The following is a 17,949-nucleotide window of genomic DNA, read 5'->3' as shown; positions in this document are numbered from 1 at the left end:
AGTTACGGTTATCGCACTCTATAAGTCACCGTTCTCAAATTAATCTAACTGATTCAGGTTGCCCTACCGAGTTGTTGGATACATTGAACCTACTGCTAAAATCAGGATTTAGAGACATATTGTTGTCAGTGTAACCGTCTCCCCCCTGTTTGTACGGATTATTAGTGCCTCCAGCTTGAACAGGAGGATTTTCTGGACGCCCACTTTGCACAGCTGTACTACTACAGGCTGTGCCAATCAATAGGATCACGCTGGCTAAAACCAACGTTACTATCTGTCGCCAAAACTCACTCAGTCGTTTCACGCTATACTCCTAATCGATATGCACCTAACGATTGCCCAGCTTATCAGTATCCAGGCGATCGTTGTCTCTAGCCAAGGTGACATTCTACTTTATCGTGTAAGCGCCTCGTCTCTAACTGAAGACAGAGAAAAACAAACATAGGGACGGAAACTACCCATCTGGGGATCGTCATACTCAAGGGAGCGAGAAGCAAGCTACGTCAATTGTCAATTGTTATTTGTAAGGGTTGGCGGAATATTTACAAAACTTAATATAGTTGGGTTTATTTGCACCCACCTACTTATGGCATTATGGCACGTCTGGAACATTGCTCCGGGAGTATATACAAAGCTGCTCAAGTATTTCCGCTCCTCCTGTGCTCTCCATCTCAACCGCAAACTTTTCGGTCTACTGATTTTCAGGTTTCTCTTCCAAATTGGCATAGTCCCGAAGCTGAGAAAACACTCGGTAAGCATCTAGCTTAAATTTTGAACTTATATTATTATCCATTTTTATCAGATTATATTGAACATTATCTGTATGAATGGCAAAGGTTATTTTAAACACTTCAAAAAATGTAATCACCCAACTACATTCATCTTCCGGATACTTGGTATAATATTGAATCAATTTAGCAATACAATTTTCTAGGTGGTTGCGCGAATTGGGACAAATCATAATAATTTTCAGTAATAGCATCGCCAGAGTTAAGTGATGACCTTGAGACATGAGTAGAATAAAGAGTGGTGACGGCTCATCTTGATTTTCCGTAGTAAAATAATCAATTAAACGGTTACAGGTTCTCAGAAGTAATGCCGCCTCTATCGTTGTCTCATGGTAATCTTGATAAAGATTATTTAATTTTTCGGTTAAGGTTTGATTTAAAGACTCAACCAATTCTTTCTTTTTTACTGAGAAGATTAGATAACTTTGTAAACTTTTTTTAAATTTTCTATAGTTTAACTCTTGGGTTTGCTCTAGAAATATATTAGCTACATTTTTATAACTAAACAGCCCATGTTTAACGACAATCTTTTTAACTAAATCAAGAACTTTATCTCCTAAACCTGTAGGATTTTGATGGATTGGTTCCCGGTGGATTGCTGATTGAGAGTGCGCCGTATACATCGCCAAATCAAACTTGAACTGATCTTTGAGCTTTTTGGACAAGATTCTGGCGGCTTCACGCTGCTCCACGGGGTTGTGCGGATTTGTATATTGAGGAACGAGTAGATAAGATATATAACGGTTACTCCAATGACCTGAATTTGAAGTTCCTTGTTGAGTAATAAATAATTTAAGTTCGTGATAGTCTGGACTGTTGATAAAATTTAAAAGCCACGTTCTTTGACGGCTTAATGTGGGTGATAATCTTTTTCGAGTAATTTGAACATCAGAAAATAGACGAATTAAGTCTTGACTCGCATTAAAATCCCTTAAAATATACCAATTATTGATAATAATATAACAGGATCGTTTAACTGTATTTTTGAATTCTTTTTCATCATTAGCAAAAATAATTTCTGATAAAGCTTTAATCGCTTCCGGATTACCTTCTGAAGCATTATAGTCAATAAATAACAACTTAAATTCTTGCAAAACGGCTTCTGGAGGTTGCTGTCTAACCGTATCTAGCAAAAATTGATAGATAACATCCTGTGCCTGCTGAATAGGGAATCCTAGCGGGTTGGGTTGAGTACGAGACTCAGTATGATGAGTGTCTAAGATAACTTCCCTGATCATGAAAATCCTAAAGGACGCTTACGCCCTTACTGAAGGTCTAATAGTAGCAAGTTGATGACACCCTGCGTCAAAGCTACCGCTCATCGGCGTGTTCAGCTTGACGATCTCAAAATTGATATTGGCATAAACTCATCATATATATTTTCGCGAAAATATATAGACACATCTGTTCCCCTACTGCAAAGGATAGGGAACCAGGGGAAGTAGGGTCTGCTGAATAAGTATTGTGGTGGGGGTAGGAAGCAGGGGAAGCAGGGGGAGCAGGGGGAGCATGTAGAGACGCGCCATGGCGCGTCTGCCATGGCGCGTCTGGGAGCAGGGGTACATTTTTCCTGATAGCGGTGCAAGGGTATGAAAGGGTTTTACCCTTTTTCCTTGAAGAGGAGCCAATATTAATACTACTCAAAGCATTGATAGTTAAGGGTTTTGGACTTGTGCAGCAAGCCCGAAGTAGAGACGCTCTACCAGAGCGTCTGCAAGCAGGGGAAGCGTTTAACCTGGCGATAGTCCGCTTAAGTCAGCGCGGCGAGGGTTGATAGCGAAGACAGCGCTTACTACAAACGAACCTTAAGAATGATCAGACTCAGACTTAATCCGATTAATTTCCCGTTGCAAGTCGTCAAGTTGACGCTTTAATCGTTGCGCTTCCTGGTTTTGAGCCGCTTGTGATGGCACATCTACCGCTCCTTCATCCGTCACTCGTCGATAATTGCCCTGACGAATTTGACGATACTCTTCTGATTTGACCCACTCTTGCAGATAGCGCAACCGTTCAACTGGAAAAGGATGAGTGAGAAAAGAACCATTCCCACCGTTGTATAATAAAAATTTATAAATTTGATTAAGACCATCTTGGTCAAGGTCTTGAAACCGTTCAGATTGGCGGATGAATTCATCAAGGCTGCACTCATGACCATAAGCATGAGAACCCCCCGATAGTTTCATCATCGTTTTCATTACAATATTGATATCATCGATAACCAGTAAAGCCGCCCGATCTGACGATAACTCCGCTTTACGCCGCCATTCATAAAAGGCAAAGAGTAAACCACTGCTGACAATATTACCAATACCAAAGGTTAGATCTCCCAGGAAGGCAGCCGCACCCATCGCCCAGATTCCCATCTGAATTAAAATCGTGTGACCGCATTTGATATGTCCGAGTTCATGTGCCAAAACGGTGCGAATTTCGACTTCACTGAGTAAGTCCAATAACCCTGTATTCAAAACAATATACGGATTGTCTTGTCCCAAGGCATAGCTATTCACTTGGGGGTTTTGACTGACAAATAGGGTGGGTTCTGGATGGATATCTAAATCTCGCACACATTCGCGAAATAAGCTGTAAATCGTGGAATATTGGCGCGGTCCTACTTGGATACTGTTGCCCATCAGATAGACGAATTGGGGACGTTCGTAGATAAATTCGACGAATTTGCGGGCAACCAGGTTAAATCCAGGAACATTCCGCAAGGCATCCTCGGCTTGTTGGTCTAGGGGATGTCGGAAGGCGTCGCTAGAAATTCCAGGATAGGTGGGCATAGGGGAATTGAAGCTACAACGTGGACGTTTGTCTTTCTATGCTAGCGATTTGTAGAGACGTTCCGATGGAACGTCTCTCCGGTGGAACGGGTGGGCATTGCCCACCCTACTGGGTTTAACCTCTGGTTTTGGCTGACCAAACGCGAGTGGGTAATCCCCAAATGTAGATAAAGCCTTCAGCGGCTTTGTGGTCAAACTGATCTTCAGAGGTATAGGTTGCCAGTTCTGGGGTATAGAGGGAATTGCTGGATGTTCGTCCAACAATGGTGGCATTACCTTTGAAGAATTTGACCCGCACGCTTCCTGAAACTCGCTCCTGAGTTTGCTGAATGAAGGCATCTAGGGCATCTTTTAGGGGAGAGTACCATAACCCCCTGTAAATCAGTTGGCTATAGGTATCTTCAATCCCCCGCTTATACTGGCTCACATCAGCGGTCAACGTCAGGCTTTCTAAGTCACGATGGGCGTGGATTAAGGTTAACAGAGCCGGGACTTCATAAATCTCTCTGGATTTAATGCCGACAACCCGATTCTCAATCATATCAATCCGCCCAACCCCATGATTTCCGGCTATCTGGTTAAGCTGAGTAATCAGGGATACAGGGTCAAGTGCTTGACCATTCAGCGAGATCGGAATTCCTCGCTCAAAGCCAATATCCACGTATTCTGGATCATTGGGAGTATCCGCGATCGCTTTGGTCATCAGATAGATTTCTTCCGGCGGTTCAGCCATGGGATCTTCGAGAATCCCCGCCTCAATACTGCGACCGAGCAAATTACGGTCAATACTATAGGGGGAGGACTTTTTCACCGGAGAAGGAATCCCAAAACGTTCCCCGTAGGCAATCGTCTCTTCCCGGCTAAACCCCCACTCCCTCGCTGGTGCTAGAACTTTCAAGTTAGGGTTGAGTGCGGTAATCGACACATCAAACCGCACCTGGTCATTCCCTTTACCTGTACAACCGTGAGCCACGGCATCTGCACTATACTCTTGGGCAGCTTCTACCAATAATTTAGCAATCAGCGGACGCGCTAGCGCTGTGGACAAGGGATAGCGATTTTCATACAACACATTTGCCTGAATCGCTGGAAAGGCGTAATCTGTGACAAACTGTTCAGTCGCGTCTACCACCAGAGATTCGGCGGCACCGGATTTCAACGCTTTTGCTTTGATTGGGGAGAGCTCATCACCTTGACCCAAATCGGCGGCTAGCGTGATCACCTCTTTAACACCCCACTCCTCTTTGAGATAAGGGATACAGACGGAGGTATCGACTCCTCCTGAGTAGGCTAGTACAACTTTTTCAGCACGACCCATGAATTTCTCACCCTGGGAAACAACCAGGACATCATTGTGACAGATCCCGTCTCCAAATCAAAGATTATGAGACGCACCATGGCGTGTCTATTCGTTCGAGGGAGCATGACGGCTTAACATAGAACGTCCATGGTAAGGGTTGATCAAAATCAACGCCGGATTCTCCGTCTGTCGCTATCATGGAATTCACTTCTAAGACAGACTGATTGGATGATCTAGCTACACCCACACGCTTACTTAGTGCAGGATTTATAAAAATACCTGCTGTAGGGCGAAGTGATCGCACCCTTTGGTCTGCTAAGAAGGGCATATCGAACCGAACCAGTGCAACGGTGTCAGATTTAATCGGGGTAGCATCTTTCTCAGCAACTATTCACAGGCAAGCCTGGTCGGTGATGTATACCGATGTTACCGTAAACCATGACCAATTGGTCAGCCATTTATCCCGATACTTCTCATCTCCTGGTTGTCTGTCTGGCGGCTTTCGCCTTAGTCGCCTTACTCGCTGGGTTAATCTCCATTGGGATACGTCAGTCGATCTCACACTTCAGTCAACGGTCTAAATGGTTGACAAATTCCCTCAACTCTGAATCAGAATTACGTGCCTTATTTGATGCGGTGACGGAACTGATTTTCGTCAAAGATCGCCAAGGACGTTATCTGAAAATTGTCTCGACAAATCCAGACTTGTTAGGTCAACCTGTTGAAGCTATGCTGGGCAAAACTGAGTATGATCTTTTGGCGCGATCGCAAGCGGATCAGTTTGTCGGCTATATTCGCCAAGCCTTAGACAGCCAGCAGACGGTTCAGGTTGAGTATCGTCTCACCTTGGCGGCTCGAACCGTTTGGTTTGCAGCCAGTATTTCACCCATCTCAAAAGACTCTGTTCTCTGGGTAGCGCGGGATATTACCGAACATCAACAAACCCTAGAAGCTTTGCGAGCAAGTGAAGCGCAGTATCGAGATTTAGTCGAAACCCCGAATTGCATTATTTTGCGGTGGGATGTTCAAGGGCAGATTAAATTCATCAATCGTTATGGTCAGGAATTTTTTGGCTATGATAACGATCAACTGCTCAATAGCAATCTGGTGGGAACTCTCGTCCCGAATACGCCGCGATCGCAGCGGATGCTGTCTATTTTGATCCGAGCTATCCGCAAACGTCCAGAACGTTACCGGATCAGAACCGTGGAAACCATTCACAAGACTGGGGAAACGGTTTGGGTTACCTGGGCGAATAAACCAATTTTTAATCAGGGTGGTGAATTAATTGAAGTTCTCTCAATTGGCACAGATGTGACAGAACGCAAGCAAGCTGAAGCAGCCTTGAGAGAAAAAGAAGAATATTTGCGATTAGTTATCGATAATATCCCCCAACAAGTCTTTTGGAAAGATACCAACTTAGTCTTTCTCGGCTGCAATAAAAATTGGGCAAAAGCAGCAGGACTAGAAAATCCAGATGTTGTGGTGGGGAAAACAGACTATGATTTACTTCCCAGTCCAGATATTGCTGAACTCTACCGCCAGCAAGATTTGCGGGTTATTACCCGGAATCAAGCCGAATTCCATGTTGTCGAAACCAAACAAAAACCCCCCACCGATGGGCAAACGGTTTGGCTAGATGTGAGTAAAATTCCCATCCATGACGCCCAAGGTAACGTTGTTGGCGTTTTAGGAGTATTAGAAGATATCACCCAGCGCATTGAAGTTGAGAAGCAGCGCCTCCAAGCAGAAGCTGATTTGCGGGCGGAACAGGAAAAGTCAGAACGCCTATTATTAAATATTTTGCCAGAGGCGATCGCACAGCAGTTGAAACAAAACCACAGTACCTTAGGCAAGTACCATGGGGAAGCCCTCATCGCTGAACAATTCGACGATGTGACGATTTTGTTTGCAGATATTGTCGGGTTTACCCCCCTATCAAGCCGAATGCCACCGACGGAATTGGTTCAATTACTCGGAACCATTATCTCCACGTTCGATTTGCTGTCTGAGGAGTATGGGTTGGAGAAGATTAAAACCATCGGTGATGCCTATATGGTTGCCTGTGGTCTACCTGTACCTAGACTCAATCATACCGAAGCGATCGCGGATATGGCATTAGAGATGCAACGGGTGATTACTCAATTTCGCATGGATACCGGGGAAGCGTTTCAACTGCGGATTGGTATTAACACAGGACCTGTGATTGCTGGAGTCATCGGTATGAAAAAGTTTATTTATGATCTGTGGGGGGATACTGTAAACGTCGCCTCGCGGATGGAATCTCAAGGAATTTCTGGGGGAATTCAAGTTACTCAGGCAACTTACGAACGGTTAAAGGATAAATATATCTTGGAAAAACGCGGGATCATTGAGGTGAAGGGAAAAGGAGAAATGCTTACCTATTGGCTAACCGGGAAAGGGTGATTGGGGATTTGTCCAAAGTCCAATGGTTCATTGTCGATGGTTCATTGGTAATCCTCTTCCCCTGCTTCCCCAACAAGGGCGGGTTTAGTTAAGTTAGATGTTGTCTCCGGAAGGTTAATGGTAAAACCCGCCCCTACAGTTTGGCTCCCCCAGCTCCCAGACGCTTCTCACATCACGTCTGGAACAAGCTCCCTCATCTCCCCCATACCGGGAACACCTAATGTGCTGAGTACGGATTCTACTACTCTTTGATTTTGTCAAGCACTTGCAAAAAATATTTACATTGCGTTACATTTGTTAACGTCAGAGGAAAACAAAGGAGACAAGCAAATGACCACACGCGGTTATAGCCTCGAAGAAGGAGACAGACTGAATAACTTTGCGATCGAACCCAAGGTTTATGTCGATGACACGCCACGCACTGGTTTGACACAATACGCGGAAAAGCTCAATGGACGTCTAGCGATGATTGGCTTCGTCTCACTCTTGGCGGTAGAAGCTCTGAGTGGACAAAGCTTGATTGGCTGGTTTACTAACCTCTAGACATCACCCAGCGCAGTCGTTTAACCTTGTCAGGAAGAACATAATGAAAACTGATTTTGACTCTTTCACGAACAAAGATATATTTAGACCCGTTATTTTTCGGACTGATTTTAACAACTTTGATTCTCTAACACTGAACCAAGCTTGGTCATTGTTTTTTACAGCGGGTCAAGAAGATAAAGTCCTAGGAATAGAGCCGGAATTAGGTCTATTTTTAAACAACCTGTTAATCGCCGTTGGAGTGACAGGAACTCTTGCAGCACTCTTTATCAGTACCATTAACTAAGCTGGTGTATCCAGTTAGTTTCCGGTCAACCTTAATAGGTTTCCCACAAGTCCTGGTTATAATGACCAGGACTTACAGCATATAGTAGAGGATTCTCCCTAAATTTTTCTATACCCCTCCCTGGTATTTTCATCCGTCCTACAGTTTGCTTTAATAAAGAACCAGATTCAGCTCGGTCAGAAACTCAGTTGTCAATGTATTAAACGATTTCAAGGGTCTACCGTACACCGCTAAATCCATGACTATGACTTAATCAAAAAGCGAGAACAATAATTCATGTTCCCTGTTAAGCAGTTCCCTGTTTCCTGTTCCTCGTTTGCCAAAAGATGCCCTCCCGGGGTATTGCAAATTATTAGGAAAACTTGTTGGATTTAATTGGGTATAGTATGAGAACCGCTAAAGCCAATCAATGAAGAAACCACTATTCATTTTCGCGAGTCTGATGGTCTTGACAACTGGGACGCTAGTTGGCTGTTCCCAGAGTGAAACCACCAGCGAGACTCAGACACAAACAGAAACTCAGAGTGCAACTCAGGCAAGTCAAGGGAGTGGAACCCTAGAAATCCGGGCGAATGGAGAAGATTTTGTTCGCCAGGGTTTTATATCAAAAGATGGATGGCAAATTACCTTTGACCATGTTTACGTCAACTTAGCAGATATCACCGCTTACCAAAGTGATCCGCCGTTCAATGCTGAGGCGGGTAGTAAAGTGCAAGCGAAAGAAAAAGTGGTTCTGGACAAAACCCACACCGTTGATTTAGCCGCCGGTGGGGAAGATGCTGAACCCATTCTCGTGGAAGAAGTTGCCGATGCCCCTGCCGGACAATATAATGCTTTATCCTGGAAAATGGTCAAAGCCGAGGAGGGACCGGCTGAAGGTCAAACCCTGATGATGATGGGAACAGCCGAGAAAGAGGGGCAAACCATTGACTTTACCATTGCCCTAAATCAGCCCTTAGAATTTGTCTGTGGGGAATTTGTCGGCGACGAACGCAAGGGAATTCTGGCTCAAGGTGATACCGCCGACTTGGAAGCCACGTTCCACTTTGACCACCTCTTTGGAGACGCCGACGCCCCCGCTGATGATGAGATTAATACTGGTGCGTTGGGGTTTGAACCGTTAGCGACTCTAGCCAAGGATGGCACACTAGAGTTAGACCAAGAGCAGCTCAAGTCAGGACTCTCCCCAGAAGAATACCAGAAACTTCAGGAAATTCTTCCCAGTTTAGGTCACGTCGGTGAGGGTCACTGTGAAGAAATCCAAACCGTTGCCAACAAATCGAGTTAAATTGGTCATTGGTTATTGGTCAACCTCGATGTAGGGGCGGGTTTAGGGATTAATGTTGATGGTTTCTCTTAACTGGGATATAAAACCCGCCTTCCCTTTAATCAGACTGGGTTTCAACCGTTTCTAAGACATTAAGAAAATGTGAGCGATGAAGAGGAAATTGTTAGTCCCCCTTATCCTAATGTTAGTTATGAGCTGGTCAGCTAAAGCTACGGCTCATGGTGCCAAGATTAACTATGAAACCACGCAGGCGATTAAAATTGATGCGGCTTTTGATAACGGCAAACCCATGTCTAATGCCCAAGTTACGGTTTACTCTCCCCAAGATCCTTCTACTCCTTGGTTGCAAGGAACCACCGACGAAAATGGTAGCTTTGTCTTTGTTCCTGAACGCTCACAACCGGGAGAATGGGCGGTTCAGGTTCGCCAAGCGGGTCACGGTGATTTGATTACTATTTCTATGGGTGAGAATCAATCAGCAACAGAGAACACCGCCGATAGTCAAGTGATGAGTATTCAATCCAAGAGTGGCTCTTTCACACCTGCTCAAATTGTGGTTATGGCGGTTGCGGTGATCTGGGGTTTTGTCGGTACAGCACTCTATTTTTCCCAAGGGACAAAACATGCTAAGTAGGTGGTCACAATTACGTTATAATTGTTCATTGTTCATTGTCAAAAAAAATTAAGATCAGGGCGGGTTTTGAACAAATGTTATTATCAATCATGAAACTTAAGTCCCTAAACCCGCCCCTACAAGTCAGGGTGGGTTTTGAATAAATGTTATCATCAATCATGAAACTTAAGTCCCTAAATCCGCCCAGACAAACCCGGTTTCATCGAGAGTCGTGAGGGGTCACGCGCCCTGCCCTATGCGCGAAGTGAAGGGTCAAAACTACACAAAAATTATGCATATTCCTGACGGTATCCTACCTGCTTCTGTATGTATTACAGGTTACGCAGCGACAGGAGGTTTCACTTGGTACTCCCTACGTCAAATTAACCGAGATCCTAATCCCCAAGAGAATATTCCCAAAGCATCTCTACTCACAGCAGCCTTTTTTGTCGCCTCTTGGATTCACATCCCCATCCCACCAGCGAGTGTCCATTTGATTCTGAATGGGTTGTTAGGCACAATGTTGGGATATTATGCGTTTCCAGCGATTCTTATCGGTTTATTCTTTCAAGCGATTATGTTTCAGCATGGTGGTTTATCCACTTTAGGGGTAAACGCCACGATGTTTGGCGTACCGGCACTTTTGGCGTATCATCTATTTCAATTGCGCCTACTATTCGATAAAGATAATCGAGTGGTAACGGGTTTGTTTGCCTTTATCGGGGGGGCGGGAGGTTTAGGTATAGCTACGCTGATATTTTTTGGTTTAGTGATTACTAATATTCCCGCGACTATAGATGTGTCAGCCGAACGAACAGCAATTTCCGCATTAGTCTTGGCTCATATCCCACTGATGGCAATTGAGGGCGCGTTTACGACAGCCGTGGCTCTGTTTTTGAAACAAGTCAAACCTGAATTGTTGGAGAGTTGATGAAACACGGACTGGATTTTTATGCCAATTTAGACTCTTCGATTCATCGTTGGGAACCCCGTTGTAAACTGATTGGTTTATTTAGCTTAATTTTTGCGTTTTCATTTGTTGAACAGTTAAGTTTACTCCCAGGGATGATCGTCGTGACGCTGGTGTATTATCGCCTCTCCAGATTACCTCTGTCGTTTTTGCGATCGCGGCTGCGCTACCCTGGTTTTTTTTTGCTGGCGATTACTCTGCTTTTACCGTTTACCGTGGGTAGTACGGTTATCGTTCAGATAGGTATTTTGAGTCTATATAAAGAGGGAATCGTGGCGCTAGCGCTGATTGCGACTCGATTTTTATGTATTCTCACTGTGAGTTTAATTCTGTTTGGTACAGCCCCGTTTTTGAGTACCGTCAAAGCTATGCGATCGCTGGGACTTCCGGCGGTACTGGCGGATATGACGCTGTTGACGTACCGCTATATCGAACAGTTTGGTGAAGATTTAATCAAAATGAAACGGGCGATGCAATTGCGGGGGTTTCGGGCGACTCGTTTGTCTCGCCGTAATCTGAATGTGCTGGCGTCTCTAGTGGGTAGCTTATTGGTTCGCAGTTACAACCAATCCCAGCAGGTTTATCAAGCGATGATATTACGAGGGTACGGTTATACCCTGAAACATCGTAAACCGCCTAGTAGCATAAATCGGGTTTCTCGTGGGGATTTAATTGCGGTGGGGATCACCTTCGCGATCGCCCTTGGGTTCGTCGTTGCTGAAATTCTGCTACAAAGGCGGTAATAATCCTTACCAATGACGAATGACATAAACAAATGACAAATGACGAATTATGAGACCACAACAACAACTTGTATCTAACCCAGACAGTGCTAGAGAACCGGCGATCGCGATTTCTGATTTTAGTTTCTCCTATCCGGATAGACCTGAGGTTTTAGAAGACGTAAATTTTAATATATATCCTGAAGAACGAGTCGGTTTAATTGGACCCAATGGTGCGGGGAAAACAACGCTATTCCTCTCAATTTGCGGTATTTTAACACCCACCTCTGGAAACATTGACTTATTTGGACAACCCGTTGTTGTGGGTGAGTTTCGCCCGGAGATCGGCTTAGTGTTTCAGAATCCTAACGATCAGTTATTATTACCATCAGTATGGGAAGATGTCGCCTTTGGTCCACAGAATATGGGGATGTCAGGGGATGAGGTTAACCATCGGGTTCAACATGCGCTGTCTCTGGCTGGTGTGGAAACCCTAGCAGAACGGGTACCGCACAATCTTTCTGGAGGTGAGAAATGCATGGTCGCGATCGCGGGAGTATTAGCCATGCGTCCCCAATTGGTTCTGTACGATGAACCCAGCGCTAACCTAGATATGCGCTATCGTCGTCGCGTGATCAATTTTCTCCAAACCGCCCAGCAAACGATTCTGATTTCGTCCCATGACTTAGAATTGATTATCGAAGTGTGCGATCGCGTGCTTTTACTCAATGAAGGACGAATTATTGCTGATGGAACTCCCCAGCACATTATGGCGGATGAATCATTAATGAACGCTCATGGTTTAGAAGTGCCGCACTCCTTGCGTTCTCATCATCAGTAGCCAAAAACCATAGTGTCAGACATCTGAATCCGCGATCGCGTAATACAAGTCATACGCTATTTTTTCTCACTGGCGGCTGTTAAGGAACGCACTATTATAAGTGTAAACAACTCTCACCCAATCAAAGATTATGAGGGTGCAAGCGTCCGGTTTCTGCCGCCAACCACTATGCTCTTGAAAACGCTGATTTATCGAGCTTCCCTGGTTTCTCAAACCCTGCCCTTACGCATCATTATTGTTGTTCCCTTCCTGCTGCAAATTTTTGTCGCCGTCGGACTAACTGGATGGCTTTCTGTGCGCCATGGACAACAAGCCGTTAAGCAACTGGTGACTCAGTTAAAAATGGAAGTGAGCGATCGCACTCATCAACAGCTTGATCAGTATTTTGCCCTGCCTCATCAGCTTACTCAAATGAATTTAGAGGCGATAGAGTCGAAACTGCTCAACCCTGGTGTGATTGCGGAATACTTCGAGAATGTCACCATTTTGTTTGCCGATATTGTCGGCTTTACCCCCCTATCGTCTCGCTTATCTCCGATAAAATTAGTCAACTTACTCAATCAGATTTTTTCCTGCTTTGATCAGTTAGCTCAACACCATGGCTTAGAGAAGATTAAAACAATTGGTGATGCCTATATGGTTGCCAGTGGACTTCCTCTGCCTCGAGCCGATCATGCCCAGGCGATCGCAGAAATGGCGCTGGATATGCAACAGGCAATTACCCAATTTACTACAGATACAGACGAACCTTTTCAGATGCGGATTGGCATTCACACTGGTGCAGTGGTGGCTGGAGTGATTGGTATGAACAAATTTGTTTATGATCTGTGGGGAGATACTGTAAATGTTGCATCTCGTATGGAATCTCAGGGATTAGCAGGAAGCATTCAAGTAACTCAGGCGACTTATGATCAGTTACACGGTCAGTATAGGTTAGAAAAACGCGGTGTAATTGAGGTTAAAGGAAAGGGCAAAATGATGACTTATTGGCTGATCGAGAAATGTTAATCCATAAAATAATTTGAAAATACAAAAATCCCCGACTTAAAGTCAGGGACTATAGTGTGAGGAGTGCATGAAAAAATGGACTTAGACAGGGTTGGAGTGGCTGAGGTGGGATAAGGCTATCGTTTTGGTTATCGCAGCCAATTGCTCAACTCACCTTTAACAGGCTTAGACTTTATGCTTATCTTTACGGCGAGAAGCAATACCCACAGCCGCGACTAATCCTAACCCAGCTAATGTCGCGGGTTCAGGAACGGCTTCACTGGCTTGAGGCGCCCTTATTAGTTCAGGTAAATTGCCATTGAAGAGATAGTTATTGGATTGTCCCCCTCCCGTTAACGAAGCGGCAATTAAGTTACCGTTAATTTGAGCATTGTTAAAGTTGAAAGTAGCGGTAGGCGCCAAAATACTACCTTCAATTCCTATGCCACTGGCTGATAGGTTCGTGGCTTCATAGAAGTTGTAGATGACTTTCTGTCGCTGATCAATACCACCATTGATGTTGAACCTAAAGTTTTGTAATGATGCTTCGAGTCCACTAATATTTACGATGGCAGTTGAACCTGAAGCTACATTAAGATTGAAGCTGCTAGCCTCTCTTAAATCCGACGCACTTAGATGAAAGATATTCTGGTTTTCATTTGAACCATTTAACGTAATTCCACGATCAGCTATGTCTGTCGTACCAGTAGCCTCTAACCCTGCCCAGAATTGAGATAATCCTCGTAATTCCTGACTGGCTGCAGCAAAGTCAATGGGATTATCTTGGCGCAGCGTCCCCCCATTTTGCAGGGTGACATTGGTCAGTTCTGCTGTTTCCCCATAAACCGTATTACCTCGAACTTGACCGTTGCTGAAGATTAAATTATCACCAACAATTAAGACATCGCCATTGTTTCCCTCTTTCGGAAGTTCCATTCCCGCATAAAAATTTGTGAATGTGGCATTCCCAGCAATGGCGACCTTCCCCTCAGAATCAGTATTACTCTGATTCACATCACCGAGCACAAATAAGTTATATTCAAAAATGTTTGCGAGACTAATTGCACTAGCCTGGGTAGATAGCGATAGTACCATCGTCGCTGCCATTGATAAGGGAGCTACCAATTTACTTAAACGCGAAAAAGTTTTAGTGTTCATATCAACAATTAAAGGGTGTAATGGGCGCTGCGTTTCAGGTATAGCTTTTCAGCAATTCTGTTGGGTTAGATGCTGAACCTTACCTTTGCTCAGTTGTTTTAATCTTATTCAAAAACCTGACGAGATGTCATTAGAAATCAACGGATAACATCAAGTCTTCATGGTTTTGATTCCCTTTGTGAACCCCCAATGAATTTTTATGCGACGACAAGCTGTAAGTCCCTGGACATCAATTTTGTTAACTGATACCGATTCTGTATGGTGTTCGGCATTTAAACTTTAATGCCAACAACTGCAAAATCCTTGCCCATCCTACATAAAATAAACTATTCTCCGCATCGAGATAAAATCTCTAAACGGAGAATAGTTTGTTGATATATTACTGAGTAGGTATAAAGTGGGGTAGGTCTCAATACTGCTCCGATAAGCCTGTCTTCTCTCCCCCTGCTCCCCCTGCTCCCCCTGCTTCCCCTGCTCCCCCTGCTCCCCCTGCTCCCCCTGCTCCCTCTGCTTCCTTCGATGGACAATCTTCCTTAACCGAGCAGTATTGGGGCAGGTTTATCTTTGTCTCAGGGTTTAATCATGGACGCTAATGTCCGTTGAGTCTGAGGTAGATGATAATTATGGGATACCTCAGAAGTCTTAACCTCTGGTATGACAGTCATTGGATGAGCTGGCGACATGTGAGACGGTGGCATTTGCTTCATTTCTTGGACTTTAAGCAAAATCAAATATTCATAGAAGGCTTGCAAGGTACACCAAGCCATTCCCGCTTTGCCATCCAGACAACCACCGAGGAAGAAATACATATAAATCCACCGTAACAGGGGTCTAAACGGTAAGCGTAGGGATAAATCTTTGAGCGCTCGACGCCGTTCGACTTCCGAGCGACCAAAGAATAAATTCCACCAATTGACGTTTCCCTGTTGTAACTGACGGAGTGTCTCAGTTGCTTCATCGGTGGAGTAGCGATTGTGCTTTTCTATCCAACGACTCAAGCCTTTACTACAGGTATAGTGAGGATAGGTTTCTTGCAGAAAACTCGTTGCTCCAGTACAAACTTCCCGTTCCGTATGACCGTAATCTGTGAACCAAACTTTTCCTTTTTGGAAAAAACGCATTTGGTAACGGGGATATTGGGTACTGTGGCGAATCCATTTCCCCATAAACATTACTCGTTCTGCCACATAATAGCCAACCGCCTTTGGGCGTTTTATCGCCGCTAAACACTCTTGAAACAGTTGAGGGGTCATCCGCTCATCTGCTTCTAAGATATAAACCCATTCATACTTTGTGGGAATAGCTTCTAGCATCCAGGTTCGTTGCTTGCCATGGCTCTCAAACTGATGTTGCACGATACGAACCGGATAGCGGGAGGCAATTTCTACCGTGTGATCCGTGCTGTAGGAATCTACCACGATGACATCATCTGATAACTGTGCAGATTCAATACAAGCGGCAATATCTAGTTCTTCGTTGTGGGTGAGAATGTAGATGGAAAACATAAGTTAAAAAGTGAGTGAACGATTAAACGAGTGGCAGATTCCTTTACATAGACTAGTACTGCTACCTGGGAAGTCAAACGTTATACTATAGAGGCGGGTGCAAGTCGCTCAGGAATGCTTGAAACCGATAACTTATCCATAAAACCCGCCTTTAGTTACAAGTCAAAACTAGGCTTTGAGCCTAGTCGAAGGGTGAAAAGAATTTTTTACACTAATTATATTTTGAGGGGTTTTGCATCCCTGTGTCTAGAGCTGCAACCAATCTTTGTACAATCTTTACATTGGCTTACTCAGTCTAACCTTTCAGTAAAGTAGCTTCCGACAGGAATAGGCTTTGGTTCAAATACCCACCAGTGGCATACAATAGAAAGGTTGTGCAAAAATCGTGAACTGACGACCATGGCTGTACCAAAGAAGAAAACATCAAAGTCAAAACGAGACAAACGCAGAGCTAACTGGAGACGCAAGGCATCCTTGGAAGCCCAGAAAGCCCTCTCTCTTGGGAAGGCAATTCTGAGTGGACGTTCGACGTTTGTCTATCCGAGTGAAGAAGAAGAGGAAGAAGAAGCCTAGTGCAGGGTGGCAGAAGGCAAGTGAATACCTCTGTTGATGGAGTACAGATGGGGAGTACAGAGGTAGCATGATACCTCTGGTACTCTCTAGGTCGCAGCGTTAGGTCGTTGAGTTAGATTAAACTATGATCGGAAAATTTTTCCAAAAACCGGAACCGGAACAGAGCGATCGCGTGCCTCCGGGTCAATTCTTGACCAAGGGGTTCCCGGTTCTAACCTATGGTAATACTCCCCAAGTCAACATTGATGACTGGGAATTCCGGGTTTGGGGTTTAGCTACACCCAAGACTTGGCGTTGGTCAGATTTTATGGCAATGCCTCAACATGATTTTACTCAGGATTTTCATTGTGTGACCCGTTGGTCAAAACTGGATGTGCAATGGATGGGGATCAAGGTAACCGACTTTATGAGTCAGGTGGAACTTGACCCGAAAGCTACCCATGTTTTGCAACATTGCTATGGCGGCTACACCACGAATCTGACATTGGACGAGTTTGTGCGTGAGGATAACTTTTTTGCCCATACCCTGTTCGGTGAACCTTTACCTCCAGAACATGGAGGTCCGGTGCGTTTAGTAGTTCCCCACCTGTATGCTTGGAAAAGCGCGAAGTGGATTAATGGCTTAGAGTTTTTTGACCACGAGGAATCGGGGTTCTGGGAACGTAATGGTTATCACCGCCGAGGTCAACCTTGGGCAGAGGAGCGCTATAGTTCCTGAGCAATAAGCTGATGTGCTTCTAAGATAGCAGGGGTGCAGAATGACTGAAATAATCCCGATTTGAGCTATTGACAAGGGCGGTGGTTTTCTGGGATACTTACTTCATAATGGGAAAATGTGCCCGCCTGTAGGGTCTGATTTCATCCTTATTCAACACAAACATTGGGTGAAATCCCTGGTTTATTCTTATCCCATAAGTAACGGCGCTAATTGTGCTAACGAGGGGAGAGATTTCTGCATCCGTTAAAGTGACGACAAGATTAGAGATCCCCCTTCCGTCCCCCTTTTAGATCCCCCTTCCGTCCCCCATAAAAAGGGGGAGACCAGCGGATGCTTCGCTTTTTTTTGCACGGGGGAGACCAGGGGATGCGAGAGCTTTTTTTGCACGGGGGAGACCAGAGGATGCGAGAGCTTTTTTTGCACGGGGGAAGCCAGAGGATGCGAGAGCTT

At 44.8% G+C, this 17,949-nt stretch carries 16 protein-coding genes and 1 pseudogene; 11 read left to right on the top strand and 6 right to left on the bottom strand.

Annotated features, from left to right (window positions below):
- Positions 1–34: 34 nt before the first annotated feature.
- From RIM23_RS11590 to RIM23_RS11575, 4 genes are all read right to left on the bottom strand, one after another.
- Positions 35–304: a DUF6658 family protein gene (locus RIM23_RS11590; RefSeq protein ID WP_446367193.1), complete on the bottom strand. Its 270-nt coding sequence runs from the start codon at positions 302–304 to the stop codon at positions 35–37.
- Positions 305–691: 387 nt separating this feature from the next.
- Positions 692–2,026, bottom strand: a complete 1,335-nt coding sequence (locus RIM23_RS11585; RefSeq protein ID WP_446367191.1) for a hypothetical protein — start codon at positions 2,024–2,026, stop codon at positions 692–694.
- Positions 2,027–2,593: 567 nt separating this feature from the next.
- The gene (locus RIM23_RS11580; RefSeq protein ID WP_446367189.1) at positions 2,594–3,568 is read right to left on the bottom strand and encodes a M48 family metallopeptidase; all 975 of its coding nucleotides are present in this window, start codon (positions 3,566–3,568) and stop codon (positions 2,594–2,596) included.
- A 115-nt stretch (positions 3,569–3,683) separates the two neighbouring features.
- The gene (locus RIM23_RS11575) at positions 3,684–4,886 is read right to left on the bottom strand and encodes an argininosuccinate synthase (RefSeq protein ID WP_446367187.1); all 1,203 of its coding nucleotides are present in this window, start codon (positions 4,884–4,886) and stop codon (positions 3,684–3,686) included.
- A 420-nt stretch (positions 4,887–5,306) separates the two neighbouring features.
- On the opposite strand from RIM23_RS11575, the gene RIM23_RS11570 reads away from it, so the two are divergent.
- From RIM23_RS11570 to RIM23_RS11530, 9 genes and pseudogenes are all read left to right on the top strand, one after another.
- Positions 5,307–7,295 (top strand): adenylate/guanylate cyclase domain-containing protein, encoded by a 1,989-nt coding sequence (locus tag RIM23_RS11570; protein WP_446367186.1) that lies wholly within the window; start codon positions 5,307–5,309, stop codon positions 7,293–7,295.
- A 330-nt stretch (positions 7,296–7,625) separates the two neighbouring features.
- Entirely contained in the window at positions 7,626–7,838 is a 213-nt protein-coding gene (locus RIM23_RS11565) for a high light inducible protein (RefSeq protein ID WP_446353625.1), read from the top strand.
- 43 nt (positions 7,839–7,881) lie between these two features.
- A complete protein-coding gene (locus RIM23_RS11560) occupies positions 7,882–8,124 on the top strand; it encodes a hypothetical protein (protein WP_446367184.1) in 243 nt (80 codons plus the stop codon).
- A gap of 442 nt (positions 8,125–8,566) precedes the next feature.
- A complete protein-coding gene (locus RIM23_RS11555; protein WP_446367182.1) occupies positions 8,567–9,412 on the top strand; it encodes a DUF4382 domain-containing protein in 846 nt (281 codons plus the stop codon).
- A gap of 190 nt (positions 9,413–9,602) precedes the next feature.
- Positions 9,603–10,046, top strand: coding sequence for a carboxypeptidase regulatory-like domain-containing protein (locus RIM23_RS11550; protein ID WP_446367180.1), 444 nt, complete (start codon positions 9,603–9,605; stop codon positions 10,044–10,046).
- Positions 10,047–10,317: 271 nt separating this feature from the next.
- Complete coding sequence (cbiM, locus tag RIM23_RS11545; protein WP_446367178.1) at positions 10,318–10,956, top strand: cobalt transporter CbiM; 639 nt, start codon at positions 10,318–10,320, stop codon at positions 10,954–10,956.
- Positions 10,956–11,738: a cobalt ECF transporter T component CbiQ gene (gene cbiQ / locus RIM23_RS11540; protein WP_446367176.1), complete on the top strand. Its 783-nt coding sequence runs from the start codon at positions 10,956–10,958 to the stop codon at positions 11,736–11,738. The genes cbiM and cbiQ overlap by 1 nt, the downstream gene beginning before the upstream one ends.
- A gap of 49 nt (positions 11,739–11,787) precedes the next feature.
- Positions 11,788–12,558, top strand: coding sequence for an energy-coupling factor ABC transporter ATP-binding protein (locus RIM23_RS11535; protein WP_446367175.1), 771 nt, complete (start codon positions 11,788–11,790; stop codon positions 12,556–12,558).
- A 456-nt stretch (positions 12,559–13,014) separates the two neighbouring features.
- A pseudogene (locus RIM23_RS11530) lies at positions 13,015–13,566 on the top strand (adenylate/guanylate cyclase domain-containing protein); the annotation flags it as partial.
- Between the two features lie 165 nt (positions 13,567–13,731).
- On the opposite strand, the gene RIM23_RS11525 reads toward RIM23_RS11530, so the two are convergent.
- Positions 13,732–14,703: a choice-of-anchor A family protein gene (locus tag RIM23_RS11525; RefSeq protein WP_446367173.1), complete on the bottom strand. Its 972-nt coding sequence runs from the start codon at positions 14,701–14,703 to the stop codon at positions 13,732–13,734.
- A 569-nt stretch (positions 14,704–15,272) separates the two neighbouring features.
- A complete protein-coding gene (locus tag RIM23_RS11520) occupies positions 15,273–16,208 on the bottom strand; it encodes a glycosyltransferase family 2 protein (protein ID WP_446367171.1) in 936 nt (311 codons plus the stop codon).
- Positions 16,209–16,607: 399 nt separating this feature from the next.
- On the opposite strand from RIM23_RS11520, the gene rpmF reads away from it, so the two are divergent.
- Entirely contained in the window at positions 16,608–16,781 is a 174-nt protein-coding gene (rpmF, locus tag RIM23_RS11515; RefSeq protein ID WP_446353641.1) for a 50S ribosomal protein L32, read from the top strand.
- 124 nt (positions 16,782–16,905) lie between these two features.
- Positions 16,906–17,499 carry a sulfite oxidase-like oxidoreductase gene (locus RIM23_RS11510; RefSeq protein ID WP_446367169.1) on the top strand — a complete coding sequence of 198 codons (594 nt, stop codon included), beginning with the start codon at positions 16,906–16,908 and terminating at the stop codon, positions 17,497–17,499.
- Positions 17,500–17,949 lie beyond the last annotated feature (450 nt).

The organism is Coleofasciculus sp. G3-WIS-01 (assembly GCF_040223135.1).
Lineage (GTDB): Bacteria > Cyanobacteriota > Cyanobacteriia > Cyanobacteriales > Coleofasciculaceae > Coleofasciculus.
The sequence above is the reverse complement of the archived record's forward strand: the minus strand, read 5'-3'. Positions and strand labels throughout refer to the sequence as shown.